The organism is Cronobacter sp. HA18006, assembly GCF_011605445.1.
Taxonomy (GTDB): domain Bacteria; phylum Pseudomonadota; class Gammaproteobacteria; order Enterobacterales; family Enterobacteriaceae; genus Cronobacter; species Cronobacter sakazakii.
This window is the reverse complement of record NZ_JAANQB010000001.1, coordinates 70,043-96,722: the sequence shown is the minus strand read 5'-3', so window position 1 is coordinate 96,722 and position 26,680 is coordinate 70,043. Positions and strand designations below refer to the sequence as shown.

Below are 26,680 nucleotides of genomic sequence, written 5' to 3'. Positions count from 1 at the left end.
AGTCGTGGTATCTGGTACAAAACAGTGGTACATTCGGAATCGAAGCGTAAAGGTAACTTACTGTTATTCGGTGACTTCATTGTTGAGTCAATGAATCCTTGGTTCGATTCCGAGTCCGGGCACCACTAATTTAAAGAAACCAGCCTACGGGCTGGTTTTTTGCTTTTGGCGAGCCGGACTCTCCATCGAACTGCGTTCGATTCACTCGTCGCATCCCTGCGACTCGCCCTGCGGGCAGCGCGATGCGCTGTGCAAAAACGCTCCCGGCGTTTTTGTCCGGTCCGGGCACCACTAATTTAGAAAAACCAGCCTACGGGCTGGTTTTTTGCTTTTGGAGAGCCGGACTCTTCATCGGACTGCGTTCGATTCACTCGTCGCATCCCTGCGACTCGCACTGAGTGCTCCCCTTCCCTTTCCCGCTTCTCCCTAACGCTTTCATCGTTATACTTGCTCAATGCTCATTCACGGGATAACTGCATGTCGACTGCCATCCTGAACCGCCGCTGGCAACGCCCTGGCGCGCTGCTGTTAACGCTCTTTGCGCTGGGCGTGGCGTTTTTTTTCTACAGCCATTGGGGCGCGTTTTTACAGTGGGCGTTCAGCCTGCAAATCGCGCTGCACCGCTATCTGGTGCTTTATCTGTTGCAGCTCAATAACCATCAGTACACCGGCGGCCTCTGGCTTATCAGCGGCGCGTTTATTTACGGCGTACTGCATGCCATCGGGCCGGGGCACGGCAAATTTATCGTCAGCGCGTATCTCGCCACCCACCGTGAAAACCTCTTCGCGGCAAGAGTGGTGCCGCTCGCGGGCAGCCTGATGCAGGGCGTCAGCGCCATCGCGTTTGTGTTTATCCTGGCGGTCGGCTTTAACCTGGCGTCTGGCGATCTGAGCCAGAGCCGCTGGTATCTCGAAAAGGTGAGCGCGCTGCTTATCGGCGCGTTCGGGCTGTTTCTTATTCTGCGCGCCGCGAGAAGCCTGCGTGCGCCGCGCCTGAAAATCCATTCGCTGACGCCTGTGCAATCGCACCCGGAAAGCTGCGGCTGCGGCCATCATGGTGTCGGCCGTGAAAATCATGGTGGCGACTGGCGCGCCCGGCTTGGCGTTATCACCGCTATCGGCGCGCGGCCCTGTAGCGGCGCGATAATGATTATGCTGTTTGCCAATGCGCTGGGCATGGCGAGTTGGGGAATGGCGGCGGTGATGACGATGGCGCTCGGCACGGCGCTCTCGATTATGGCGCTGTCGCTTGGCGTGCAATATGCCCGGCGCACCACCACACGGCTTTTCGGCACACCAGCTACGCCCGTCCAGGCGCAGCGTATCGCTGCGCTGCTGCGGATCGCAGGCGGGCTGGCGCTACTGCTGTTCGCGGTCGTTCTCTTCCTCACGGTGATTCCTGTCAGCCCGAACGGCGACTACATCGCCGCGGGCTGTTGAGCGCGGTAATGCCACAACCGGATAACAGGCGAGTAGGCCCTCGCCTGCTACACTCGAAAACGCGAACCGGACGGCCGGTTTACTTCCTTACTCATCGCGCGGGATAACATTATGTCTCAAAACGAATATCAGCCACCTGAAGTCTGGACCTGGGAACCGCAGTCTGGCGGCGCCTTTGCAAACATTAACCGTCCCATCGCGGGGCCGACGCATGAAAAAACGCTGCCGGTCGGCAAACACCCGTTACAGCTCTATTCGCTCGGCACGCCGAACGGCCAGAAAGTGACTATCCTGCTGGAAGAGCTGCTGGCGCTTGGCATCAGCGGCGCGGAATATGACGCGCACCTGATCCGCATCAGTGAAGGCGATCAGTTCTCCAGCGGCTTCGTTGAGGTGAACCCTAATTCCAAGATCCCGGCGCTGCTGGATCGTTCGGTCACGCCCGCGGTACGCGTGTTTGAATCCGGCGCGATCCTGCTTTATCTCGCCGATAAATTTGGTCAATTCCTTCCGGAAGATTACGCCGGACGCGCCGAAGCGCTGAACTGGCTGTTCTGGTTGCAGGGGTCAGCGCCTTATCTCGGCGGTGGTTTCGGTCACTTCTACCACTACGCACCGCAGAAAATCGAGTACGCGATTAACCGCTTTACGATGGAAGCCAAACGCCAGCTCGACGTGCTGGACAGACAGCTCGCGCAGCACCGTTTTATCGCGGGCGACGCCTATTCGATTGCCGATATCGCCATCTGGCCGTGGTACGGCAACCTGATTATCGGCGGGCTGTATGAGGCGAGTAAATTCCTGCAGGTTGAGGAATACAAAAACGTGAAGCGCTGGGCCGAAGAGGTCGCACAACGTCCGGCCGTGCAGCGCGGGCGCATCGTTAACCGCACCTGGGGGCCGCTCAACGAGCAGCTTCACGAGCGCCACGACGCCTCTGATTTTGAGCGTAATACCGAAGACAAATGCGGCGCGTAAGCCACAAAAAGCCTCGTCACTGACGAGGCTTTTTTTATGCGTGGGCGGTTAGCGCAAATCCTTCACCGCAACGTGATCCATATCGTCGAAGACCTGGTTTTCGCCCACCATCCCCCAGATAAAGGTATATGCGCGCGTCCCGACGCCTGAGTGAATCGACCAGCTCGGCGAAATGACCGCCTGCTCGTTTTGCACCACAATGTGCCGCGTCTCCTGCGGCTGGCCCATCATGTGGAAGACGCAGCTGTTCTCTTCCAGTCCAAAATAGAAATACACCTCCATGCGCCGCTCGTGCGTGTGGCACGGCATCGTATTCCACAGGTTGCCCGGCGCCAGCTCCGTCAGACCCATGCTGAGCTGGCAGGTCTCCAGCACGTCAGGAATAAAATATTTATTGATGGTACGGCGGTTGCTGGTCACATCCTCGCCAAGATGCACCGGCGAAACATCCGCAGGCGTCACGCGTTTGGTTGGAAATGTCGTGTGCGCCGGCGCGCAGTTATAGTAAAAACGCGCAGGATTCGCCGCGTCGGCGCTTTCAAACATCACTTCTTTCGCGCCCTTGCCGACATACAGCCCGTCGCGGCTGTTCATTTCATAGCGCGTGCCGTCCACCGTGATAAGCCCCGGCCCGCCGATATTAATGACCCCCAGCTCGCGGCGCTCCAGAAAATAGCTCACGCCCAGCTGTTTGCCCACTTCACTGCCCACGGCCACCGTGCGGTTTACCGGCATCACGCCGCCCACAATGATGCGGTCGATATGGCTGTACGTCATGGTGTACTCGTCAGCCACAAAAATCGTCTCGATTAAAAATTCCCTGCGAAGCCCGGCGGTATCCAGGGTTTTCGCGTGATCGCTATGAATGCTTTGACGAACGTCCATTCTGACTCCTCGTGACGTTACGGGGATCGAGTCCCGGTATCAGATAAGCGTAAAAACCCCAATTAAATAACAGTGGATTTACATAAATTTTCGCTGCGTTTGATGCTATCAAACACGTGAATCAATAATGTGATCAATGTAACTAAAACATCGTTTCATTTCTATTGAATCAATATTCCACAAAAGTAATAGTAGCGCCAGTCGCTTCAATAACGGGATAAGTCGCACACAGACCAGTCTCAATTCTTATACCGAAGATGCCAGCCGCCGCTGCCTCGCCACGGCTGCCTTACAAAAAATACCAACGTAACCCGATGAAAAGTAATAATTTTTATCGGCGGGCACTTATAACCTTAATTCAGCCTGGGCTGAATAAAACCGCTGAGGTTTATGATGAAGATTAAAGCTACGATGGAACGCATCCCCGGAGGGATGATGCTTATCCCGCTGTTACTTGGCGCAATTTTAAATACGCTGGCTCCGGAAACCGGGAATTATTTCGGTTCGTTTACGAAAGGCATGATTAGCGGAACGGTACCTATTCTCGCCGTCTGGTTTTTCTGTATTGGCGCGTCTATTGATTTACGTGCGACCGGTACGGTACTGCGTAAATCCGGCACGCTGGTCGTCACAAAGATTGCCGTGGCCTGGCTTGTCGCGATGATTGCGGCCTCGTTTATTCCCGACACCGGCATTCAGACCGGCTTTTTCGCCGGGCTGTCGGTACTGGCTATCGTTTCCGCGATGGACATGACCAACGGCGGGCTGTATGCCAGTCTGATGAACCAGTACGGTACAAAGGAAGAGTCCGGCGCGTTTGTGCTGATGTCGCTGGAATCGGGCCCGTTAATGACGATGGTGATTCTGGGATCTGCCGGCCTCGCCTCTTTCGAGCCGCATCACTTCATCGGCGCGGTGCTGCCGTTTCTGATAGGCTTCGCGCTCGGCAATCTTGACCACGATCTGCGCGCGTTCTTCAGCAAAGCCACGCCGGTGCTGATCCCGTTCTTTGGCTTCGCGCTCGGCAATACCATTAATTTGCGCGTGATTCTGGAAACGGGCCTGCTGGGGATTGTGTTGGGTGTCGCCGTCATCATTATTACCGGTATTCCGTTGATCATGGCGGATAAGTTTCTGGGCGGCGGTAACGGTACGGCTGGCGTGGCGGCCTCTTCCGCGGCGGGGGCGGCGGTCGCGAACCCGGTTATCATCGCGCAAATCAACCCCGCGTTTGAGCCGGTGGCCGCGCAAGCCACAGCCCTGGTCGCCGCGAGCGTTATCGTGACGGCGATTCTCGTGCCCATCATCACCGCGCTCTATGCCCGCCATGTGGCGAAACAGGCACCAGCGGTAGCACACGCTGAAAGCGTCAGTACGAGCACGCTGCACCGGTAAAGTCCGTGTAAAGAAGAAAGCACCCCGCATCGGCGGGGTGTGGTTGGGCGTTCAGAGCAGGAAAATCTCTTCCACCAGCGCGTTCACCAGCCGCCTTGCGGAGCAGATCCGCGGCATCCCGAGCGAGACACTCTGCCAGGTTTGCGTCACCGACCAGCTGACCGGCTGACGCTCGCTGTCATGCATCGCGCCCAGCCAGCAGAGGATATCTTTATGCTCAAGCAGGCCCGGCTGTGGCGGCGTATGCAGCCACTGGTGGTAGAAATGCCGCGTGTCGGGCGAGGCGTTAACGCTGTGCGCAAGTAATCTGGCGGTGTCGTCATACACCGGCGGTAACAACGCGGTTTTGTACTGGGGTTCACCTAAGCGCAAGGCATCGCCGAACGCCCCCCAGTGCAGCTCCTGAAGCGCTACGTAGCAGCGCCCGACTGGCGACCAGCCGTTAAATTCACCGCGTTGCCAGCGCGCCATAACCTCGCTGGCGTGGCGCTGCGCCGCGGCCAGTAAATCGCCCTGACGCAGTTGCGCCTCAAGCCGCGCGGCGCTGTGCTGATACTGCCCGGCCGTCACCTCAAGCGCCTGTGCAAAGGGCGCGCAAACGCCTTTCTCAGCAAGACGCTGGCTGCGACGCGCCAGCGCCTGCGCGGTGAGGCTTAATGCCAGATGCCCCGGCGGGCTCTGGCGAGAGAGCGACTCCAGCAGATGCAGCGCCGCTACCTCCGGGGTGGCCGCAATGGGTTCCGCACGCGTGACGGCCAGCGATTTTTGCAGCCGCTCTCGCATGTTTTGATGTTGCGGATGCGAGCGACCGTAACGTTCTTCGTCTTCGCCCTTCGCCAGATCCACCATCAGTCGCCCGCGCAGCGCGCGTAAATGTCGGCCCGGCCCTTCAAGCAGTGACCCGTTCATGGCGTTCAGTGCTCCACGGAAAACAGCGTCTGGATGTCATCACGCAGCGCACGGGCGTCTTCGTTAATATCGCGCGCGGTGCGGGCGCACTGCTGCAGCTTCTCACGCAGCGCGTTGCGCGCCGATTCACTCTGCTGGCGCGCCGCAAGACTCTGCTGAAGGTTCGCCTCAATCGCCGCCATCGCCATCTGGAACTCGGCGAAAAACGTCGCCATGCCCGCCGTAACAGAGATATCCACCTGCGCGTTCATCGCCTGGCGGATCTGCGCGCAGAAGCGGCTGACGTAACGGCTGAGCGTCTGCTTCAGTTGCAGCAGATTGATAACATAGCGGGAGCGCATCGCCGTACAGTCGTCCCAGCCGAGATCTTTGCTGTTAAGCCAGCGGGCCACGGTGCCGCGCACGCCGTCGCTGCGCGGGGCGCTGGCGACCGGCACGCTCTCTTCTTCAATAATGTCGTTAAACAGCTGATGCGCGTTGAAATTAAGCTGGCTACGCTGAAATACCGGCAGCGTAATGTGCGCGCGAAAGCCGGTGCGACGCAGACCTTCCGTGACGCGCTGCTCAAGCGGTGCCAGGGCCGCGCGCAGGATATCTCCCAGTGCGGTTTCCAGCTCGCTGAAATGCGCCGCCAGATCGCGGGTCAGATTTTCCTGTACCGACAGCAGAATCAGCTCGCAGGAGGCACGAATTTTGTGCAGCAGCATCCGCGCGTCGCTCTCTTGATCCAGAATCAGCTGCTCGCTGCCTGCGTCAAAATCGCTTCCCCAGGTCACCGCGCGACGCACCGGGCTGCTGAGCGACAGCGAGGGCACTTTGCCGGTATCAAAATAACTGGCGATATCCGCCAGCACTTTCTGTTCATGACCCGCAATAGTTTCCGACGCGCGCCCGAGCGCCTTAACAACCTCTTCCTGAATGGCTTTGCTGGCGTCTGCCTGGCAACGTTTTAGCTGTGCGATGTCATTATTCATTTGAGAGATACTCTCCACCAGTTGGTCATTTGCGATATCGAGCCCCTGACAGCGGAAGTCCAGGTAGTCTCGGGTGCATTGCGCAGAGTGAGTTAATTTTGCGCAGGCCGAGCGCAGCGCGTAGAGCGAGGCGTGGGCATGCGCGGTGTGCAGAATCGCCCGAACAGGCGCTTCGAAAAGGGAATCCTCCCACAGCAGGTCGGCGGCGTGGCGCAGATGCGCGGCGTCGGTGAAATCGGCGTTTCGCCAGCGACGACCCAGCGCAGCTTCAGCGAAATCCTGCACCCAGCGCTGTTGGTCATACGGCGGCAGCGCGCCGTGCTCGTCAAGCTCCTGACGCGCGCGATTAGCCAGATAGCCCCACATGGAAGAAACCGGAAAAATATGCGTCGGATCGATAGCGCCTTTCATCAGCGTGCCGGCGATCAGCGCGCGCACCTGATCTTCGTCGTCGCTGTTGCGATCCAGTTGATCGAATTTATTGACCAGCGCGTAGAGCGGCACGGATTCGCCCACCGCCGCGAGCGCCAGACGCACCTCTTCATCGGAGGTCGATTTCAGCTGGGTATAGTCCATCACCGCCAGCACGGCGGAGGCGCGGGCAATCTGCTCCTGCAGCATCTTTTGCAGGTGCGGCTGTCCGGCTTCGTTCGGCCCTGGCGTGTCCAGTAGCGTAAGCTGGCCAAGCCCCCTCTCCATACCCGCGAGGTGAGTAAACTCCACTTCTATCACCGGAATATGTTCAATGGCCGCGTAAGCGCGAAACGGGAACGGCACGTCAAGCACGGCCGAGAGCCGTACCAGATCGTTTAAACTTTTCAGACAGTGAAAAATGGGCTGCGCGCCGAGATAATGTTTTTCAAACGAGGTGCCGTTAAGAATGCGCGCCAGCAGGAGGTCCATATCGCGATCGATTTCAAGACGCAGCGCCAGGCTTTCGCGCGAAGCGTTCTCTAATCGCGCGCGCAGCGCCTGCATCAGCGTTTCTATGGGTCCGGCGTGGGTGAAATGCAGTACCGGCTCTTTCTGGCCCGGCGTGTGGCGAATCAGCGTCGGCAGCGCCGTCATCGGGCGGTTGCGGTTTGGCAGAACTTCTTTGCCAACGATGGCGTTGATCGTGGTCGATTTCCCCGCTTTCATCGTGCCGACAATCGCCACGACCATCTCCTGCTGGGTGGTTTTTCGCAATTCGGCCTGCAGCATCTCTTGCTGCGCCTCAAGGCCGCGTAAGGAAAAATGAAGCGGATGCACGGCGGCGGTCTGGCGGCTGGCAACGTTCCCACAGTCATCCTGCACCGCCAGCGGCATTTGTTTCAGGGCGCTGAGATTATACAGAGCCAACTGAAGAAGCCGCTCCGCTTCCTGATTCATTTCAAATACAGTCTGTGTGTGCATAAAAATCTTTCCTTAACACAAATTAAATGACCTTTTGCCTTATCTTTTTATTAGCTCAATGCGGCTTTTATAATTACGTGTGGAAAATATCCTGCGCGTCATGAGGCTACATGACGAAAAGTGGCGTAAAAATGCCATACCATCGTTGTGGTAAAATATGTATGAGACGACGAGAAACGTTTCAAACCTTCCTGTTCGTCAAAAACCAAATAATCACGCTGTAAGACCAGTGGGCCGATCGATTTTTCAGAGCGAAAGAATATATCCTCACATCGGTCATTTGACAAAAATGTTCCGACTTCAGGGGATGGTTTTAATAATTCAGATCAACATTAACCACTCCAGAATAACACCGCCTGGCAATAAATCACGATATATGTTTTATCCCTGGCAGTAAAAAAGTTTATCGGCTTCGGGTGCCTGCGCGTTTGCGCCACAGACAAGCCCGTAAAACGTAAGGGTTTAGGGTATAATCCCGCCTTTCATGCGCGCCGCGTAAGCGACCGCTTCTTTTGCAGCCCTGTTTTGCTGCACTGTTGGTTCATTCTAAGGAGACACCATGTCACTGCCAGCCTGCCCGCAATGCGGCTCAGAATATACTTATCTGGATAATAATCTTTACGTCTGCCCGGAGTGCGCCCACGAGTGGCGCGAAGGCGAAACCGGTGTTGAGAGCGACGCCCTGGTCGTTAAAGACGCCAACGGCAACCTGCTGGCCGATGGCGACAGCGTCACAATTGCTAAGGATCTCAAGGTCAAAGGCAGCTCATCGATGCTGAAGATTGGCACAAAAGTGAAAAACATCCGTCTGGTGGAAGGCGATCACAACATTGATTGCAAAATCGACGGCTTTGGCCCGATGAAGCTCAAGTCGGAGTTCGTCAAAAAAAGCTGACGGAGCCACAAGGCGCATTTTTCCTGGGCTGGCAGCCTGCGCTGCCAGCGTCAGGCCGTCCGGCTGCCCGCTAACTGGACGGAGCTCTGCTCAGAATAAAATAGCGTGCTCGATCGATTTACCCCTGTGTTTTTTATGGGCGACACTGCCGGTATGACGCTTCGTTAACGTGATTTCACGCTTATTTTCGTGCTTCTTTTAAAAAAAGATTAAAACAAAAACGAAAAGCAGCGTAAAATAGAATTCAGAGCGTTAATCCAGATAAATACCCTTAAAAATCAATAAAATAAATAATAACTACACTTGAATTAAGCACTGCTTAACTTTTCGCCAGTTTCTTTTAGGAATATTATTAATCAGCGCAAAATAAAATATAACTCGCCGGCAATAAATATAATTAAAGAAATAATAAGTCAAAATCAAAAACACAAAAAATCGCGCTGTAATAATAATCTTTATCAGGATAAAAAGGTTATTATCGTAAAAATATCACCTCTTTTCTTACCTGACTTAAGCCCAATATTAACTTCTTTCATCGATGATTCCGTTAAAGCCTGGCCGCTCATCTCCTCCTTTTATTGCGCCACATTTCATCTGGCTGTCATGTTTGTTTAACAGCAAGGTCATATTAGACCGTCAGGATGTGCCGCAACCTGCTTGTGGCGGCGTCCAGGACGTACCGCCGCGTTGCGCAGCAGTATGGAGATTCTGATGACGTTAAACACCGCTTTTGATTCACCCGTGCATGATGCACAGCAATGCTTTCGTCGCCTGCTAAAAGCCATGAGCGAGCCCGGCGTGATTGTCTCACTGCAGTTGCTCCGCCATGGCTGGCAGCCGCTTGGCGTGGCGACCACCAGCGTGCTGCTTACGCTTGTCGACAACGATACGCCCGTCTGGCTGTCGCCTTCGCTGGCAAATGATATTGTGCGTTCTAATCTGCGCTTTCACACCGGCACGCGGATTGCTGATACGCCGGACGAGGCAGTTTTCGCCATTGCCGATGAACACCTGAATCCGTTACTTCCCGACAGACTGGCGCACGGCAGCGTGATCGCGCCAGAGCACAGCGCCACGCTGGTGTTACAGGTCAACAGTCTGAGCGGCGGGCGTATGCTGCGCCTGACAGGCACCGGTATTGCGGAGGAACGCATGATAGCGCCACAGCTGCCGGAGTGTCTGATTGCGCAACTGGCAGATCGCCTGCATGCCGGATCGCTTGGCATTGATCTGTTGCTGACCTGCGGCGATCGTCTGCTGGCTATCCCTCGCACTACGCATGTCGAGATCGCCGACAGCGGCCGTTAGCGATAATCGTCGTCCTCCAGCCGTTGCTCTTCTTCCTCCAGGCGACGGCGTTCTTCATCCAGACGACGCTGGCGCTCATCAAGCTGCCGGTGGCGCTCTTCCAGACGTCTGCGCCGCTCGTCGTAGCGCGTGCGGCTTTCATCGTCATAGGAACGATCGTCCGACGCCTCGCTGCTATCCGGATGGTAAGCCTCGTTGATCGCTTCTGTTACCGAGTTAATGGTGTCGTTAAAGACAGAATCCAGGCCATCTGCCAGCGCGTGGCTGCTGGAAAGAGAAAGTGTGGCGAAAAGCAAAGCGCGAAGAGATGATTTCATAATGCCAGCCCTGTGTTTGACTGGTCTTAAAGTAATGAGGGCGAAGAGAGGCAGACAGCGGAGGATTCTCAAATCGGGCGGCGATGAACGCCGCCCGTGATGCAAAACTACAGCTGATAGCGCGCCATCACCTGACGGTGACGCGTTTCATCAAGTCCGCCCGTCATGGCAACATCCAGCCAGTGGATCGGGTGTTTCCAGCCCTGGGTGAATTCACGCAGCATCGCGTCCACTTCCAGCGGCGAGACCGACTGTGGCATCGCCAGCATGAAGTAGATCCCAGGCAGCGTTTCGCCGCTTTCGCTGTCCGTCACCTGATAATCAGCTTCGCAGTGCACCCAGACGGCACCGCCACGCTGGCGCACGCCATTCACAAACGCGTTGAAGGTCTCCTCGCCCGGATCGACGCCGTCGATAAACCAGCTCGGCGCATATTCGCTCGGCTCAAGCGTTTTCACCACGTTATGCACGGGGATGAAGTTCTCGCGCTCTTTTTCATCTTCCGGCGGGGTGTTCAGCAGGTTGGCGTCAAAGACCACCGACTCGTTCATATGCTGTAAGGCTTTACGCCAGGACGGCTGGAACACGCGCGCCGTCACCGGGCCGGTACGCTGAGCGAAGTAATAATGCTCGTCGTGGTTTTCAAAGAAACGCAGACGAACGGTGCCCCACTGCTCTTCAACCGGGCCTTCATCGGTGCTGAACTTCATGCCGAGACGCGCGCCGGCTTCGCGCACGGTTGACCAGTCTTCGCTGGCGCTGGCGGCAGTCAACAGATCCCACAGAACATTGCTGGCGTCTTCTTCGCGCGCGTCCAGCATCGCCACCGCGTCTTTCAGGTACGCCGTGGCGCGGTCATAGGCTTTCTGGCGCATCGCCGCCTGGCCCGCCAGCATCAGCGGCGCTATCTTCTGCTGCCCCTGCGGCGTGGCGCGCAGCGCCTGGCTTACGGACTCCAGTTTTTCCCAGTCTTCCTGCGCCTGCGCCACCTGAGCTTCAAACCACAGTGCCACGTGCGGCAGCGCGTCGCGATAGCTTTCGGCGAGCGCTAAGATGTCGTCGTAACGGCGCGCGTTCAGGAGCGCAGAGAGCAGATGGAACAGCGGCGCGGCCTCTTCCTGCGGGTGGCGTTTCTGCCAGCCAAGCAGGAGATCCGTCGCTTCGCCCTGCGCCTGGCACGCTTCCAGCGCGGCACCTGCCAGCATCAGCAGTTCTTCATCATCAGGGCGCTGCGCGGAAGCGAGCAGCAGCCACTGGGCCTCTTGTTCCGGATCGCGCGTCACGCCTTCCTGTTGGCCGCGCTCTTCCAGCCATGCCATCAGCGATTCGGCAGGCACCGGCAGCTCAACCTGCGTTTCCATGCCCGCTAACTGGCTTGCGAATTCCGCCAGCGCGGCGTCTTCATCGTGCGGGTTACGCAGTTTTGCTGCGCACTGTTTCGCCTGCATCAGGGCACGACGGGCGACCCAGGTAGCACCACGCGCCAGCGCCAGGCGGATATGGCTTTTCGCGACAATCACCGCTTCGCGCCACGCCTGCGCTTCCACACGCTGTTCAAGAATCAGCTGCAGCGCGCTGCCGGTCTGCCAGTTATTGTAAGCCGGGTTGAGGCGCACCAGTTGCTCCACCACGCGCACCCAGCGCATACGGTTATAGGCGGTGAGACGATCCCACGGCAGCAGCCATTCGCGAGCGTCTTCTTCACGCCCCATCAGCGCCAGCACTTCCGCTTTCATCATCATCATGACCTGGCGGACTTGCTCGCTGCTGTTTTCCAGCTCGTCTTCATGAAGCTTATCAATAATCGCCAGCGCCTCGTCATAACGGCCAAGCAGCATCAGCGCCTGCGCTTCGTTCTCTTTGAGGCCATTGACGTCCTCTTCGCCTGCCGCGCGGCGCTTCTCCATCTGCTGCTGCACAAAGGCCAGCGCCTCTTCAACCTGGCCTTTATCGACCATCGCGAAGAACTGTTCTTCAGAAAGGCACAGGAAGCAGCTGCGCAGCGGGGTGATTTTCGAAAGCGTCTCCTGGCAAACGGCGATACGCTCGTCCGCCCAGCCTGGGCCGTCCACATTGCTGTAGCAGGCGCTGAGATCCTGGGTCACGCAAATCGACTGCGGGCACTCTGCGGCATCGGCCTGGTGAGCGCGCTCAAACAGCGCCACGACATCACCCAGCGCTTTTTCGCCTTCGCCAAGATTGCCGATGCGGTGACGCATCTCCCAGTGGCCGACCATCACGTCAATCCACGGGTTGCCAGCGGTCTTTTTCAGCGCGCGCGCTTCCGGCAGCAACGCTTCGGTTTTACCGGTCTGCACTTCAACAACAGACTCGATAAGCTTATTAACATGCTGCGTGATCCAGGGTTTACCGGCGTCTGCCAGGTCACGTTCATATTGCTCATACCATGCCCAGATATCCATTAGTTGCTTCCTTCTGTTGTCGGTGTAATAAGTTGCGCCGTGATGCAACTGAATGTGTCCAGCGCCTGGCGAAAGTCGTACTCACGGGAATCCCCCGTGGCCAGAGCAAGAATAATTTTGAGGCTTTTCAGTAATTGCGTGGCGGCGGGCGCGATGGGCTGCCCGGCACGCCAGGCCTGTGATAAGGCTTTTACCGCAGGATTGTTAAAGTTGATGTAGAGGCGCACCGGCGCCTGCTGTTCGATTTTGCTGGCAAACTGGCGGGCGAGCATCAGCGCGGCGGTGCTCATGCGGCGATCAGCGTCGTCCTGCTCAAGACGCGCTTTAAGCTCGGCGTCACGGTTGACCACCATCACCAGCGGCAGCGTCGCCGGTTCGAAAGAGGACATTACGCACTCTTCGTCGTCGCGCAGCTGTTCGCTCCACCAGGCCTCTTCTTCGGCGCTGACGTCATGCAGCGCAAAGAGCTGTTCGTTACCCGCCGAGGTGCCCACTTCCACCAGCCGCGCGCCGTAGAGCGTCGCCCAGCGGCGCAGGAACGGCACGACCGCATAGCGATAGCCCAGCGCGACAGGGCGGCCCGAAAGCCGGAACAGCATCTCTTCAAAACCGCCCTCTTCGCTGAGCATTACGTTCAGCGTGTTGTTCTGGCGCAACGCTTTAACCGGCAGATCGCCCTGAGAGGTCGGGATCAGCAGTTCATCTTTCAGCAGATCGAAGAGGCGATCGTCGCAGATAGCCGCGCCGAGCAACGCTTCGTTATGGCGCACCAGCACACGACGCCAGACGGCAGGCTGCTGCTTCGCGAGATCGGCCAGACCGTTAATCAGCGCCTCGGTGAGCGCCGCCTGCGTGGCATACCAGGTGACATCGCGCTGTAAATCTTCGCGGCTGGCCGTCGGCGTAAGACGATTCGATTCGATAACGCCGCCGACAAACCCGGCCCACGGCGGAAGCAGCTCGCGCGCCTGATCGTCGAGCAGCATACCGCGCAAAAACAGCGACAGATTACGGTTATCGCTGGTGCCATACGTCGCGCCGTCCTGAAGCCAGAGCATGCCCACCGCGTCGCTGTCGCCCGAGGGCTCCACCAGCAAGGTACAGAGCGGCGTAAACGCGCGCTCGAAGCGGCTGGCGAATTCAATATTTTGCTTCTGACGCAGCGCTGGGTGCAGCGCCACGCCATCCTGCGACGTTACACGCCAGGGCGGCGTCAGGTGATTTACCGCCGTCTGCGCTTCACCGACAAACAGCGGCTCTTTCATTAATATGCAGTAACGGCCCAGCACATCGCCCAGCAACTTGTTGTTGGCGAGATATAAAAACTCGTCTTTGAGATGCAGCGTGACGGTCGTCCCTGGCTCGCGCGGGCTTGCCGGCGTGACGCTGTAGGTTTCGCCGCTGGCGGAGGCGTAAAGCCAGCCTTCCTCCGGCGTTTTCCAGGAGGTGGTGTGTACCGTTACCCGCTCGGCCAGCACAAAAGCGGAAAGAAAGCCCAGGCCAAACATGCCGATAAGCCCGGTTTCATCGTCCTGCTGGCGCAGATGGCGGGTGTAGCCGACGCCGACGGTCGCCAGGAAATCGTGGATCTCCTGCTCCGTGAGGCCAGAGCCGGTATCGTGAATGACGATGGTACGGGTTTGGGTATCGCCCGTGACGCGGATCTCCGCAAGCTGGCCCGTCGTCCCCTCTTCCAGTCGACGTCTGACAATCGCGTCGTGCGCGTTCTGCACCAGCTCACGGATGGCGACCATCGGCGTGGAGTAAAGGTGTTTACTGAGCACCTGCATCAACCCCGGCAGGTTCACCGGCGTTTCGTGTTGTCCTGTTAATGGCGCGCTAATGAGGTTATCCACTGTGACTCTCTTTATATTCCGGCTGTGGTTGTCGGTAGCCTGCCCGGATGGCGCATGTACGTGCTCACTTTCGCGCAGGCATAAGGGAGAGATGATAAGGGTGTACGGCGGCCGGGTATACTATCATTCCCGATAGTTTTCGGGCGTGATCAGCGCCCGTCACGCTTTCTCTCATTATCAGGATACACAACCCGGGCGTTGCTGCGCGCGCAGAAAGAAAAAAGAGACATTCAATCCCATATTAATGGATGGCGTTATATTTACCTGTTACAGCTTTCGTTATTTAAACGCGGAGATTTGCGAGAAAGGTTCCATAATTAATGTAAAAACCACAAATGAATTACATCAGGATTTTTATTTAAACTTTTGGCGAAAGGATTATTATAAGCGCGGGTGCTTAAGGCTTTCTGTCTTAAGCCAACGTGAGGGACAGAAAGAAGAAAGCCCCGGGCAATATTTCTATTAACCCGAGGCTATCCCTCAACTCCAGCAAGTTGAGATTAGCCTCTTACTCTTCAGAATGCAAGGAGTAAAAGGCATGAAGCCACTGCGTTATTTACTGGCCTGTTTATTCATGGTCTGCATCACTATTTTGATTTTTGCATTAATGAATCAGGGTACGTTATGCGAGCTCACCATCAGAAGCGGCAGTCAGGAGGTGGCGGCTAAGCTTACCTGTACCGGCAAGTAAGGCTCTCCCGGGCGGGGTTTCCTCGCCCGGCTTGCCAGGAGCGGAGGTCTTAACGCACCCAATCCTTTTACCCTTTCGGGTATTTATTTCCCCTTACGCTTTAAATATTCATATTACCAAACGACACTATTTAATTTATAAGCCAACCCAATGCAACAAACCCAACGAAAATTACATTGGGATTTTTATTCTCATTTTAATAAGAGATCATTATGATAAGCGCCGGGTGCTTAAGACTTTCTGTCTTAAGCCGACGCGAGGGACAGAAAGAAGAAAGCCCCGGGCAATATTTCTATTAACCCGAGGCTATCCCTCAACTCCGACAAGTTGAGATTAGCCGCTTACTCGCCGAAAGGCAAGGAGTAAAAGGCATGAAGCCACTGAAATATCTTTTCGCATGTTTTGTTGTATTTTGCGTCACGATATTAATTTTCGCTTTAATTAACCACGGCACGTTATGTGAGTTAACGATAAAGCAAGGAAATAAGGAGGTGGCGGCACGGCTTTCCTGCTCTGACCGGTAACACTCTCCGGGCGGGGTTCGCTCCGCCCGACTTGCTGGCGTTGAGTGCTTAACGCACCCGTTTTTTTACCGTTTACAGTGCATACCCTGCGCTACCATTATAAAAAACCCCGCCAGAAGCGGGGTTTGTACACCTACAGATGCGCAGAAGATTAGTTATTGGCGGTGCTGTCAAAACGACCCAGCATTTCCCGCTCGTAAGCCTGCGCTTTTTTGCGGTCAAACTTGTGTTCCCACTTGGCAATCACCAGAACCGCCAGCGCGTTACCGACCACGTTCAGCGCGGTGCGCGCCATGTCGAGGATACGGTCCACGCCCGCGATAAATGCCAGGCCTTCCAGCGGAATGCCGACGCTGCCAAGCGTCGCGAGCAGGACGACAAACGACACGCCAGGCACGCCCGCGATCCCTTTCGAGGTCACCATCAGCGTCAGCACCAGGATAATCTCCTGCCCCAGCGACAGCTCAATGCCGTAGAGCTGGGCGATAAAAATCGCCGCGATGCTCTGGTAGAGCGTGGAGCCGTCAAGGTTAAAGGAGTAACCGGTCGGCACCACGAAACTTGTGATAGACGCAGGCGCCCCGTAGGCTTCCATTTTCTCGATAATCCGCGGCAGCACGCTTTCCGAGCTTGCCGTGGAGTACGCCAGAATCAGCTCATCTTTAAGAATGCGGATCAGCGTCCAGACGCGCAGCCCACACATCCGCGCCACCGCGCCCAGCACGATCAGCGCGAAGAACAGAATCGCCACATAAACCAGAATCACCAGTTTCGCGAGCGGCCATAGCGAGGCGAAACCAAAGTTCGCCACCGTCACGGAGATCAGCGCAAACACCCCCACCGGTGCATAGCGCATCACCATATGGGTGACTTTAAACATGGTTTCGGAAACAGAGCGGAAGACCGTCACCAGCGGCTCACGGTGCGCGGCGGGCAGTGAAGACAGCCCCAACCCGAACAGCACCGAGAAGAAGATAATCGGCAGCATCTCGCCTTTCGCCATCGAGGCGAAAATGTTGGTCGGCACCAGTGAGAGGATCGTGCCCATCAGACCGTGAGCATGGCTCTGCACCTCTTCGGTCGTGTGCTGATATTTTGAAATATCCACGGCAGCCAGTTGCGACATATCAATGCCGCTCCCTGGCTGGAACACGTTCGCAAGCGTAATGCCAATGATGATTGCGACGGTTGTGATCACTTCAAAATAGAGGATGGTTTTCGCGCCGATGCGCCCGAGCTGTTTGGCGTCGCCGACACCGGCGATGCCCACCACCAGCGTGGAGATAACAATCGGCACGACGATCATTTTAATCAGATGAATAAAAATGTCGCCGGCGGGCGAGAGGAGATTGGTCACCAGCCATTCGCGGCTATCCGTCTGATAATGGAGAAAACTGCCCAGAAGAATACCCAGCACCAGGGCCAGCAGGATCTGCCAGGCCAGGCTGATTTTACTGTTTTTCATAACGACTTTACTTCCTAAATTACAGCGCCATTCCCACGCGTGCTCGAATGAGAACGACGCAAGCTGAAAGGGGTATGACAAACGTTGGGTGATATTGTGGGGTTTTTTAACGCGTTTAATCAGTACCACTTGCACGGCATCCTGCGCAACCCTTAAAGAACAGGCATATTCACTGAAAATTGCCTTAATAACCCTAATTTATCGCGCTAATCATCTATAAGCTAATGTTATTTAAGACATTATAAAATCGAGCCAGCAAATAATACTTAACAGCAATTATTTTCCTTGAAAGATTCGTTTGATGAATTTTCATGCAGTTTCGGCAATGCGTGATCTGCCGCCCAAAAAGTAAACAAAGCTATTCGCAAGCCTGTTCTTAACTTTTGCGTGACATATCATTAACATCTAAAAGGAGAAAAAAGCCATGAGCCAAATCCATAAACACCCTATTCCCGCAGCTATTGCGGAACGATGCCTGATTACGCCGGAACAATATGATGCGAAATATCAGCAATCCGTACATGACCCTGACGCCTTCTGGGGCGAACAAGGCAAAATCCTCGACTGGATCACGCCTTACCAGAAGGTAAAAAACACCTCTTTCGCGCCTGGCAATGTCTCGATTAAATGGTATGAAGACGGCACGCTAAATCTGGCAGCAAACTGTCTTGACCGGCACCTGAGCGAGCGCGGCGATCAGACCGCCATTATCTGGGAAGGCGATGACGCGACCCAGAGCAAACACATCAGCTACCGCGAACTCCACCGCGACGTCTGCCGTTTTGCAAACACCCTGACCTCTCTTGGCATTAAGAAAGGCGACGTGGTCGCTATCTATATGCCAATGGTGCCGGAAGCCGCCGTTGCGATGCTCGCCTGCGCCCGCATTGGTGCGGTGCACTCGGTCATTTTCGGCGGATTTTCGCCGGAAGCCGTCGCCGGACGCATTATCGACTCCAGCGCGCGTCTGGTTATCACGGCCGATGAAGGCGTGCGCGCCGGGCGTGCCATTCCGCTGAAGAAAAACGTCGATGACGCGCTGAAAAACCCCGGCGTCACCAGCGTGGAACACGTGGTGGTATTGAAACGCACCGGCGGAAACATCGAATGGCATGAAGGACGCGATCTGTGGTGGAGCGAGCTGGTGGAGAAAGCCAGCGCGCACCATCAGCCCGTCGAGATGAACGCCGAAGATCCGCTGTTTATTCTCTACACCTCCGGCTCGACCGGTAAACCGAAAGGCGTGCTGCACACCACGGGCGGCTATCTGGTTTATGCGGCCACCACGTTCCTCTACGCCTTTGACTACCATCCTGGCGATATCTACTGGTGCACCGCCGATGTGGGCTGGGTGACTGGCCACAGCTATCTGCTCTACGGGCCGCTCGCCTGCGGCGCGACCACGCTGATGTTTGAAGGCGTCCCGAACTGGCCTTCCGCCAACCGTATGGCGCAGGTGGTGGATAAACACAAAGTGAATATTCTCTATACCGCGCCGACGGCCATTCGCGCGCTGATGGCGGAAGGCGATAAAGCTATCGACGGCACTGACCGTTCGTCGCTGCGCATTCTCGGGTCGGTCGGTGAGCCTATCAACCCGGAAGCGTGGGAGTGGTACTGGAAGAAAATCGGTAATGAAAAATGCCCGGTGATCGACACCTGGTGGCAGACCGAAACCGGCGGCTTCATGATTACGCCGCTGCCAGGCGCGACCGAGCTAAAAGCCGGTTCCGCCACGCGTCCGTTCTTCGGCGTGCAGCCAGAGCTGGTGGATAACGAAGGTAATCCACAACAGGGCGCGACGGAAGGCAATCTGGTCATTACCGACTCCTGGCCGGGCCAGGCGCGTACGCTGTTTGGCGATCACGAACGTTTCGAGCAGACCTATTTCTCAACGTTTAAAAACATGTACTTCAGCGGCGACGGCGCGCGCCGTGACGAAGACGGTTACTACTGGATAACCGGGCGCGTCGATGATGTGCTGAACGTTTCCGGGCATCGTCTTGGCACCGCCGAGATTGAATCCGCGCTGGTCTCGCACCCGAAAATCGCCGAAGCCGCGGTGGTGGGCATTCCGCACAGCATCAAAGGCCAGGCTATCTACGCTTACGTGACGCTGAACCACGGCGAAGAGCCGTCAGCGGAGCTGTACAGCGAAGTGCGTAACTGGGTGCGTAAAGAGATTGGCCCGCTGGCGACGCCGGACGTGCTGCACTGGACCGATTCGCTGCCGAAAACCCGCTCCGGCAAAATCATGCGCCGTATTTTGCGCAAAATCGCGGCGGGCGATACCAGCAACCTTGGCGATACCTCAACGCTCGCCGATCCGGGTGTGGTGGAAAAACTGCTCGAAGAGAAGCAGTCCATCGCGATGCCATCATAACCACGCCTGCATACTGACCTTTCGACCTAACCCTCTCCCCCAAAGGGAGAGGGAATAATAACAACCCCTACCTTACTTCTGGAGACTGCGATGATGAATAACGATATTTGTCAGCAGATAGAGAGCAGTGCGCCTTACAGGGAGTTAGTGCATAAGCGGCAACGGTTTGCCTTCACCCTTTCCATCATCATGCTGATTATTTACGTCGGTTTTATCCTGCTTATTGCGTTTGCGCCGGGCTGGCTCGGCACGCCGCTCTCGCCCGGCAGCAGCGTGACGCGCGGTATACCCATCGGCATCGGCGTGATCCTGATTTCGTTTATTCTCACCGGCGTGTACGTCTGGCGCGCCAACAGTGAATTTGATCGGCTGAATAACGCCGTGCTGAAAGAGGTGCAGTCATCATGAAAAAGGTGCTTTTCCCGCTGTTGACTCTGCTTTCACCTGCCGCCCTCGCCGATGCGCTGACCGGTGATGTGCAGCGCCAGCCGACCAACTGGCAGGCCATCATCATGTTCCTGATCTTCGTGGCGCTGACGCTTGGCATCACGTACTGGGCCTCCAAACGCACCCGTTCGCGCAGCGATTACTACACCGCAGGCGGCAACATTACCGGTTTTCAGAACGGGCTTGCCATCGCGGGCGATTTTATGTCCGCCGCGTCGTTCCTCGGCATCTCCGCGCTGGTTTATACCTCCGGCTACGACGGGCTTATCTACTCGCTGGGCTTCCTGGTGGGCTGGCCGATTATTCTGTTTTTAATCGCCGAGCGGTTGCGTAACCTCGGGCGTTACACCTTTGCGGACGTCGCCTCCTACCGCCTGAAGCAGCGCCCTATCCGTCTGCTCTCCGCCTGTGGTTCGCTGGTGGTGGTCGCGCTCTATCTCATCGCGCAGATGGTTGGCGCAGGCAAGCTTATCGAGCTGCTGTTCGGCCTGAACTACCACATCGCCGTGGTGCTGGTGGGCGTGCTGATGGTGATGTATGTGCTGTTCGGCGGCATGCTGGCCACCACCTGGGTACAGATCATCAAAGCTGTGCTGCTGCTGTTCGGCGCAAGCTTTATGGCGTTCATGGTGATGAAGCATGTGGGCTTTAGCTTCAACAATCTGTTTACGGAAGCGATGGCGGTTCACCCGAAAGGCAGCGCCATCATGAGCCCCGGCGGTCTGGTGAAAGATCCGGTTTCCGCGCTGTCACTTGGCCTCGGCCTGATGTTCGGCACCGCTGGTCTGCCGCATATTCTGATGCGCTTCTTCACCGTCAGCGACGCCCGCGAAGCGCGTAAAAGCGTGTTCTACGCCACCGGGTTTATGGGCTATTTCTACATCCTGACCTTTATCATCGGCTTCGGCGCCATCATGCTGGTGGGCGCGAACCCGGCGTTTAAAGACGCCACCGGCGCGCTGATTGGCGGCAACAACATGGCGGCGGTACATCTGGCCGATGCCGTGGGCGGCAACCTGTTCCTGGGCTTTATCTCGGCGGTCGCCTTCGCCACGATTCTGGCGGTTGTGGCGGGCCTGACGCTCGCGGGCGCGTCGGCGGTGTCGCACGATCTCTACGCCAACGTGTTTCGCAAAGGCGCAACCGAGCGCGATGAGCTGCGCGTCTCCAAAATCACCGTGCTGGTGCTCGGCGTGGTGGCTATCCTGCTCGGGATTCTGTTTGAGAAGCAGAACATCGCGTTCATGGTGGGCCTGGCGTTCTCGATTGCGGCGAGCTGTAACTTCCCGATTATTTTACTCTCGATGTACTGGTCGAAGCTCACCACCCGCGGTGCGATGATTGGCGGCTGGCTTGGCCTGCTCACCGCCGTGGTGCTGATGATTCTCGGCCCGACCGTCTGGGTGCAGGTGCTTGGCCACGCCGCGCCGGTCTTCCCGTATGAATATCCGGCGCTGTTCTCTATCGCCGTGGCGTTTATCGGGATCTGGGTCTTCTCGGCAACCGACAACAGCCCGGAAGGCAATCTGGAGCGCGAGCAGTTCCGCGCGCAGTTTATCCGCTCCCAAACCGGTCTTGGCATCGAACAGGGCCGCGCGCACTAACCCTTCCGCCCCGGCCATTCTGGCCGGGGATCACACTTTTCCTCTCCCGCCCTGTTCCGTGTCTCTGGTCGCGCTACATTAGCAAAATGAAACGTTGTTTTTATTTTATGCATACAACACGTCATTTTGGCTGAGAGGAGCATGGCGATGAAAAAATACGCCCTGGTGGGAACCGGCGGGCGCGCCGGTATGTATATCGAGGCTATCGGTAAGACGTTTCGCGACACCGCGCAGATGGTCGCGTTCTGCGACACCAACCAGACCCGCATGCGCTACGCTAATCGTCTGCTGGAAAACGCAGGCGCGCCGCCAGTGCCCTGTTTCGTCGCCGCGCAGTTTGAAGCGATGATACGCAACACCCGGCCCGATACGGTCATCGTCACCACGATGGACCGGACCCACGACGATTATATCGTCCGCGCCCTTCATGCGGGCTGCGATGTTATCACCGAAAAACCCATGACCATCGACGAAGCGCGTGCGCTGCGCATCCTCAACGCCATTGAAGAGACGGGCCGCGAGGTGCGCGTGACCTTCAACTACCGCTATGCGCCGCACCACAGCAAAGTGCGCGAACTGCTGATGAACGGCACCATCGGCGAGGTGTTTTCGGTGCATTTCGAATGGCTGCTGAATACCGAACATGGCGCGGACTATTTCCGCCGCTGGCACCGGGAGAAGCGCAACAGCGGCGGCCTGCTGGTGCATAAATCCACCCATCATTTCGACTTAATGAATTTCTGGCTCGGCAGCTACCCGCAACGGGTTTACGCCGAAGGCGCGCTGCGTTTTTATGGGCGTGAAAACGCCGAAAAGCGCGGCGTTTCGCACTTTTACCCGCGCGCCCATGGCTATGCGGCGGCGAAAGACGATCCGTTCGCGCTGCACATGGAGGAGAGCGCGCAGCTTAAAGCGCTGTATCTGGATGCCGAACACGAGGACAGCTACTTTCGCGATCAGAGCGTTTTTGGCGACGGCATTACCATTGAGGATACGCTCTCAGTGCTGGTGAAATACCAGAACCAGACGCAGCTCACCTATTCACTCAATGCGTATCTGCCGCAGGAGGGACTCAACGTGGTGTTCAACGGCAGCCGCGGTCGGCTTGAAATGAAACTGGTGGAAAACTCTTACGTTAACGGCGGCGGGCTGCGTGAGGCCGAGGGCAGTCTCGACCGCTGCGATATCACGGTTTACCCGATGTTCGCGGCCCCCTGGAAGGCGGATTTCACGCTGGGCGAAGGAGGACACGGCGGCGGCGACAACGCGATGCTGGCGGACCTCTTCGGCGAGCCGGGCGACGACCCGCTGCAACGCGCCGCCGATCACCGTGCGGGCGCGATGTCCATTCTCACAGGCATTGCCGGGAATATCTCGATGCAGCAACAGCGGCCGGTGAATTTTAGCGAGTTTGAACTGGTGCGACGGCTGACGGGACGGTAAAAAAACCGCCGGAGCGATCCGGCGGTTACGGTTATTTACGCTCCATCAGCAGCGCTTCGAGCAGGTCCATATCGTGCAGCATTTTTTGCAGCGTCTCGTTACTGATTTGCCGCGTGGCGCGCAGGTGATACAGCTCGGCGCGCTCGGCACGCAGTGCGGTCAGGCGGAAACGGCGCTCAAGATTTTCCTCAAGCTCGCTGTTTTCCACATCGTTGCGTCCGTCGGCACGGCGGCGCAGGTTCCCCACCACACGCGCGGAAACCTCTCTTAGCAACTGGTCGTCGATGTTCTCTTCGGTATCCGCAGCCAGACGCTCTTCCATTTTCTGAATGGCGGTAATCGCCACTTCCGCCGTCACCGAACGCGCCATTCGTTCTTCTTTGTGCGCCAGGCCGTGATCCGGCGTCTCGACCTGTTGCAGCAGAATCGGCAGCAGGATCACACCAACAAACAGCGAGAAAAGAATGACGCCCGCGGCCAGGAACACCAGCTCATAGCGCGCCGGGAACGGCGAGCCGTCTGGCAGCAGCAGCGGAATAGAGAGCACACCCGCAAGCGTAATCGCCCCGCGCACGCCCGCGAACGACGCCACCAGCAGCTCGCGCGTCGAGTACTCGCCAAACGTCAGCGGTTTTTTCTTCAGAAAACGCAGGCTAAAGCGCTTCATGATCCACAGCCACAGGAAACGCACGCCAATCAGCGCGCCGTAGATCAGAACGACATCCATGAACAGCATCCAGGTCTCGACGTTCGGATCTTTTTCGGCGGCGGCAAGCGACGTCTCCATAATGCCCGGCAGTTGCAGACCGAGCATCAGGAACACCATGCCGTTAAACACAAACTCCAGCATCGACCAGACGCTGTTGGCGCGCAGACGCATCGCCAGCGGCGCGGTGCGCATCACGCCGGAGCGGGTGATGGTCATCCCGGCGGCCACCGCGGCGAGAATGCCGGAGAAACCGATATGTTCGGCAATCAGATAAGAGGCGAACGGCAGCAGGAACAGCAGGACTATCTGCGTAGCGGGCTCATCGCCGCCCCAGCGGCTCAGCAGGCGCAGCGAGCGGCCGTACAGCCAGCTTACCGCGATCCCGGCGAGCAGGCCGCCAATCGCCACTTTTAAAAACTCCAGCGACGCGCCGCCCACGGTAAAGACCATCGTCCCCATCGCGACCGCGACGGCGAATTTCAGGGACACCAGGCCGGAGGCGTCGTTCATCAGCGCCTCGCCCTGCAAAATTCCCATGATTTTTTTCGGGATGCGGCCTTCACCCACAATGCCGGAGAGCGCCACCGCATCGGTCGGCGACAGCACCGCCGCCAGCGCGAAAGCAGGAATGAGCGGAATACCCGGCACCATCCAGTAGATCAGAAAACCGATGCCGACAACGGTGACCACCACCAGCGCCAGCGCGAGGCCGATAATTTCGCGGCCGTGATCGAGAAATTCGCGGGTCGGGGTTTTCCAGCCGTCGGCGAACAGCAGCGGCGGAATAAACAGGACCAGGAACAGCTCGGGGTTAAAGTCGACGTGCAGACCGAACGTAGGCCAGGCGAGTAGCGCCCCGATGGCTATCTGCATCAGCGGCAGCGGGATCTGGAAGGGCAGCATACGAGTGACGACCCCGGAGAGCGATACCATAAGGGTCATGATGAGGATGGTAAAAAAGATTTCCATGCGGTCTGAGCGGCTCCTTATTATCTGTGATGAAAGACTCACCTTTGATAATAGAACACTGACGCGCCGGAAAAGGAATCAGGTTGTGCCCTGAAAGCAGGAAAAAAGCGGGCCGCAGCCCGCTTCGTTAAAGAAAGGTTTAGATTGCCCAGCCGCCCGCGTAGAAAGCGACCAGCGCGATGGCGATGACGACAGTACCGATATTGAGCTTGCGGAACTCGCCGGAAACGACGCGGCCAATGACCAGCGACGCAAAGCCTATCATGATGCCGGTCACGATGTTGCAGGTCAGCACGATAAACACCGCGGTAATCAGCCCCGCCATCGCGTCCACGAAATCGGCGAAGTCGATTTTCGCCACGTTGCTCAGCATCAGCAGGCCAACATACATCAGCGCGGGCGCTGTGGCATATGCCGGCACCAGGTACGAGAGCGGCGAGAGGAACAGGATAAGCAGGAACAGCACGCCGACGGTAATCGCCGTCAGGCCCGTTTTACCGCCCGCCGCGGTGCCTGCGGCAGATTCGATATACACCGCCGCCGGTGCCGCGCCCACCAGGCCTGAGAAGACGCTGGAGAGGGAATCGGTGGTCAGCGCTTTGCCGCCGTCGATGATCTGACCGTCTTTATCCAGCAGATTCGCCTGGCCCGCGACCGCGCGAATGGTGCCGGTGGCGTCAAACACGGCGGTCATCACCAGCGCCAGCACGCTCGGAATCACCACAGGATCGAGCGCGCCCATGATATCCAGGCTGCCAATCAGCGAATTGCCCTTCTCATCGCTCAGCGACGGCATGGCGAACAGGCCGGTGAATTTCACCGTCGGGTCGAAAATCAGGCCGACAATCGAAATACCGATGATGGTCAGCAGAATGCCGCCCGGCACTTTGAGTTTCTCAAGGCCGATAATGACCGCAAGACCAATCAGCGACATGATCACCGGGAAACTCGCGAAATGGCCGAGCGCCACCGGCAAGCCGTCGAGCGGGTTCTTAATGACCAGGCCCACGCCGTTCGCGGCAATCAGCAGCAGGAACAGACCGATACCGATACCGGTGCCGTGCGCCACGCCCTGCGGCAGGTTACGCAGGATCCAGCTACGAATGCCGGTTGCGGAAATCACGGTAAACAGCACGCCCATCAGGAAGACCGCGCCGAGCGCAACCGGTACGCTGATGTGCTGCCCGAGCACCAGGCTGAACGCGGTAAAGGCGGTCAGCGAGATGGCGCAGCCAATCGCCAGCGGCAGATTCGCCCACAGCCCCATCACGATGGAGCCAACGCCTGCGACCAGACAAGTGGCGACAAACACGGCGGCAGGCGGGAAGCCCGCTTTGCCGAGCATGCCCGGCACGACGATCACTGAATAGACCATCGCAAGGAACGTGGTGAGACCGGCAACAATCTCCTGACGCACGTTACTGCCGCGCGCGGAAATTTTAAAAAAGGCGTCGAGCGAACCGCCGTTACGCGCAGAAGGCGTAGACATAATGAGACATCCCCTGAAAAGTGTGAGTTTTTAAAGCTCGCGCGTGGCAAACAACCCGCTGCGGATCAAACGTTAACTCCCTGCGTTCTGTTTGTGGTTTTGGAGGGGCCACAAAAAGCAAACGTTTAACTCCACGCGCAAAAAACGGCAAAATTTTAAGGCAAACGATTATCCAGCCTTA

General features: G+C 57.2%; 20 protein-coding genes. 11 read left to right on the top strand and 9 right to left on the bottom strand.

The annotated features are described in order from the left end of the window. Nucleotides 1–477 precede the first annotated feature (477 nt). On the top strand, nt 478–1,440 hold the full coding sequence (locus G9X48_RS00410; RefSeq protein ID WP_097640929.1) for a nickel/cobalt transporter: 963 nt from the start codon (nt 478–480) through the stop codon (nt 1,438–1,440). A gap of 111 nt (nt 1,441–1,551) precedes the next feature. After that, entirely contained in the window at nt 1,552–2,418 is an 867-nt protein-coding gene (gene yghU, locus G9X48_RS00405) for a glutathione-dependent disulfide-bond oxidoreductase (protein ID WP_105629553.1), read from the top strand. Nucleotides 2,419–2,466: 48 nt separating this feature from the next. On the opposite strand, the gene kduI is transcribed toward yghU, so the two are convergent. Then, nucleotides 2,467–3,303, bottom strand: coding sequence for a 5-dehydro-4-deoxy-D-glucuronate isomerase (gene kduI, locus G9X48_RS00400; RefSeq protein WP_007871327.1), 837 nt, complete (start codon nt 3,301–3,303; stop codon nt 2,467–2,469). Between the two features lie 393 nt (nt 3,304–3,696). Here kduI and kdgT point away from each other — a divergent pair, with 393 nt between their 5' ends. Continuing rightward, nucleotides 3,697–4,698 (top strand): 2-keto-3-deoxygluconate transporter, encoded by a 1,002-nt coding sequence (kdgT, locus tag G9X48_RS00395; RefSeq protein WP_097640928.1) that lies wholly within the window; start codon nt 3,697–3,699, stop codon nt 4,696–4,698. A 51-nt stretch (nt 4,699–4,749) separates the two neighbouring features. Here the strand turns inward: kdgT and G9X48_RS00390 are convergent, their stop codons facing one another. Beyond that, nucleotides 4,750–5,607 carry a diguanylate cyclase regulator RdcB family protein gene (locus G9X48_RS00390; RefSeq protein ID WP_004388188.1) on the bottom strand — a complete coding sequence of 286 codons (858 nt, stop codon included), beginning with the start codon at nt 5,605–5,607 and terminating at the stop codon, nt 4,750–4,752. 5 nt (nt 5,608–5,612) lie between these two features. Then, a complete protein-coding gene (gene crfC / locus G9X48_RS00385; protein ID WP_088276767.1) occupies nt 5,613–7,976 on the bottom strand; it encodes a clamp-binding protein CrfC in 2,364 nt (787 codons plus the stop codon). Nucleotides 7,977–8,535: 559 nt separating this feature from the next. Here crfC and G9X48_RS00380 point away from each other — a divergent pair. Then, a complete protein-coding gene (locus G9X48_RS00380) occupies nt 8,536–8,871 on the top strand; it encodes a zinc ribbon domain-containing protein YjdM (protein ID WP_004388249.1) in 336 nt (111 codons plus the stop codon). A 711-nt stretch (nt 8,872–9,582) separates the two neighbouring features. Beyond that, nucleotides 9,583–10,179 (top strand): phosphonate C-P lyase system protein PhnH, encoded by a 597-nt coding sequence (phnH, locus tag G9X48_RS00375; protein ID WP_007871333.1) that lies wholly within the window; start codon nt 9,583–9,585, stop codon nt 10,177–10,179. Here the strand turns inward: phnH and yjdP are convergent. The 3 genes from yjdP to G9X48_RS00360 all read right to left on the bottom strand — a co-directional run bounded on the left by yjdP (nt 10,176) and on the right by G9X48_RS00360 (nt 14,775). Beyond that, complete coding sequence (gene yjdP, locus G9X48_RS00370; RefSeq protein WP_007871335.1) at nt 10,176–10,496, bottom strand: DDRRRQL repeat protein YjdP; 321 nt, start codon at nt 10,494–10,496, stop codon at nt 10,176–10,178. The two genes, phnH and yjdP, sit on opposite strands and share 4 nt — an antisense overlap. 107 nt (nt 10,497–10,603) lie before the next feature. Then, nucleotides 10,604–12,919: a hypothetical protein gene (locus tag G9X48_RS00365; RefSeq protein WP_097640927.1), complete on the bottom strand. Its 2,316-nt coding sequence runs from the start codon at nt 12,917–12,919 to the stop codon at nt 10,604–10,606. Beyond that, nucleotides 12,919–14,775: an ATP-binding protein gene (locus tag G9X48_RS00360; RefSeq protein ID WP_097640926.1), complete on the bottom strand. Its 1,857-nt coding sequence runs from the start codon at nt 14,773–14,775 to the stop codon at nt 12,919–12,921. The genes G9X48_RS00365 and G9X48_RS00360 overlap by 1 nt, the downstream gene beginning before the upstream one ends. Nucleotides 14,776–15,313: 538 nt before the next feature. Here G9X48_RS00360 and G9X48_RS00355 point away from each other — a divergent pair. Beyond that, nucleotides 15,314–15,466: a Hok/Gef family protein gene (locus G9X48_RS00355; RefSeq protein ID WP_097640925.1), complete on the top strand. Its 153-nt coding sequence runs from the start codon at nt 15,314–15,316 to the stop codon at nt 15,464–15,466. A 371-nt stretch (nt 15,467–15,837) separates the two neighbouring features. Beyond that, nucleotides 15,838–15,990: a Hok/Gef family protein gene (locus G9X48_RS00350; RefSeq protein WP_015742631.1), complete on the top strand. Its 153-nt coding sequence runs from the start codon at nt 15,838–15,840 to the stop codon at nt 15,988–15,990. A 151-nt stretch (nt 15,991–16,141) separates the two neighbouring features. Here the strand turns inward: G9X48_RS00350 and gltP are convergent, their stop codons facing one another. Continuing rightward, nucleotides 16,142–17,455, bottom strand: a complete 1,314-nt coding sequence (gene gltP, locus G9X48_RS00345) for a glutamate/aspartate:proton symporter GltP (RefSeq protein ID WP_029039679.1) — start codon at nt 17,453–17,455, stop codon at nt 16,142–16,144. A gap of 424 nt (nt 17,456–17,879) precedes the next feature. Here gltP and acs point away from each other — a divergent pair, with 424 nt between their 5' ends. The 4 genes from acs to G9X48_RS00325 all read left to right on the top strand — a co-directional run bounded on the left by acs (nt 17,880) and on the right by G9X48_RS00325 (nt 23,332). Further along, a complete protein-coding gene (gene acs, locus G9X48_RS00340) occupies nt 17,880–19,838 on the top strand; it encodes an acetate--CoA ligase (RefSeq protein ID WP_105629554.1) in 1,959 nt (652 codons plus the stop codon). Between the two features lie 93 nt (nt 19,839–19,931). Further along, entirely contained in the window at nt 19,932–20,246 is a 315-nt protein-coding gene (locus tag G9X48_RS00335; protein WP_004386213.1) for a DUF485 domain-containing protein, read from the top strand. Further along, nucleotides 20,240–21,889, top strand: coding sequence for a cation/acetate symporter ActP (gene actP / locus G9X48_RS00330; RefSeq protein ID WP_063265186.1), 1,650 nt, complete (start codon nt 20,240–20,242; stop codon nt 21,887–21,889). Before G9X48_RS00335 ends, actP begins: the two co-directional genes overlap by 7 nt. Before the next feature lie 147 nt (nt 21,890–22,036). Continuing rightward, entirely contained in the window at nt 22,037–23,332 is a 1,296-nt protein-coding gene (locus G9X48_RS00325; RefSeq protein WP_032988061.1) for a Gfo/Idh/MocA family oxidoreductase, read from the top strand. Nucleotides 23,333–23,363: 31 nt separating this feature from the next. Here the strand turns inward: G9X48_RS00325 and G9X48_RS00320 are convergent, their stop codons facing one another. Next, a complete protein-coding gene (locus G9X48_RS00320; protein WP_007778478.1) occupies nt 23,364–25,010 on the bottom strand; it encodes a Na+/H+ antiporter in 1,647 nt (548 codons plus the stop codon). A gap of 139 nt (nt 25,011–25,149) precedes the next feature. Beyond that, nucleotides 25,150–26,499 (bottom strand): guanine/hypoxanthine transporter GhxP, encoded by a 1,350-nt coding sequence (gene ghxP / locus G9X48_RS00315; RefSeq protein ID WP_004386209.1) that lies wholly within the window; start codon nt 26,497–26,499, stop codon nt 25,150–25,152. Nucleotides 26,500–26,680: the final 181 nt, after the last annotated feature.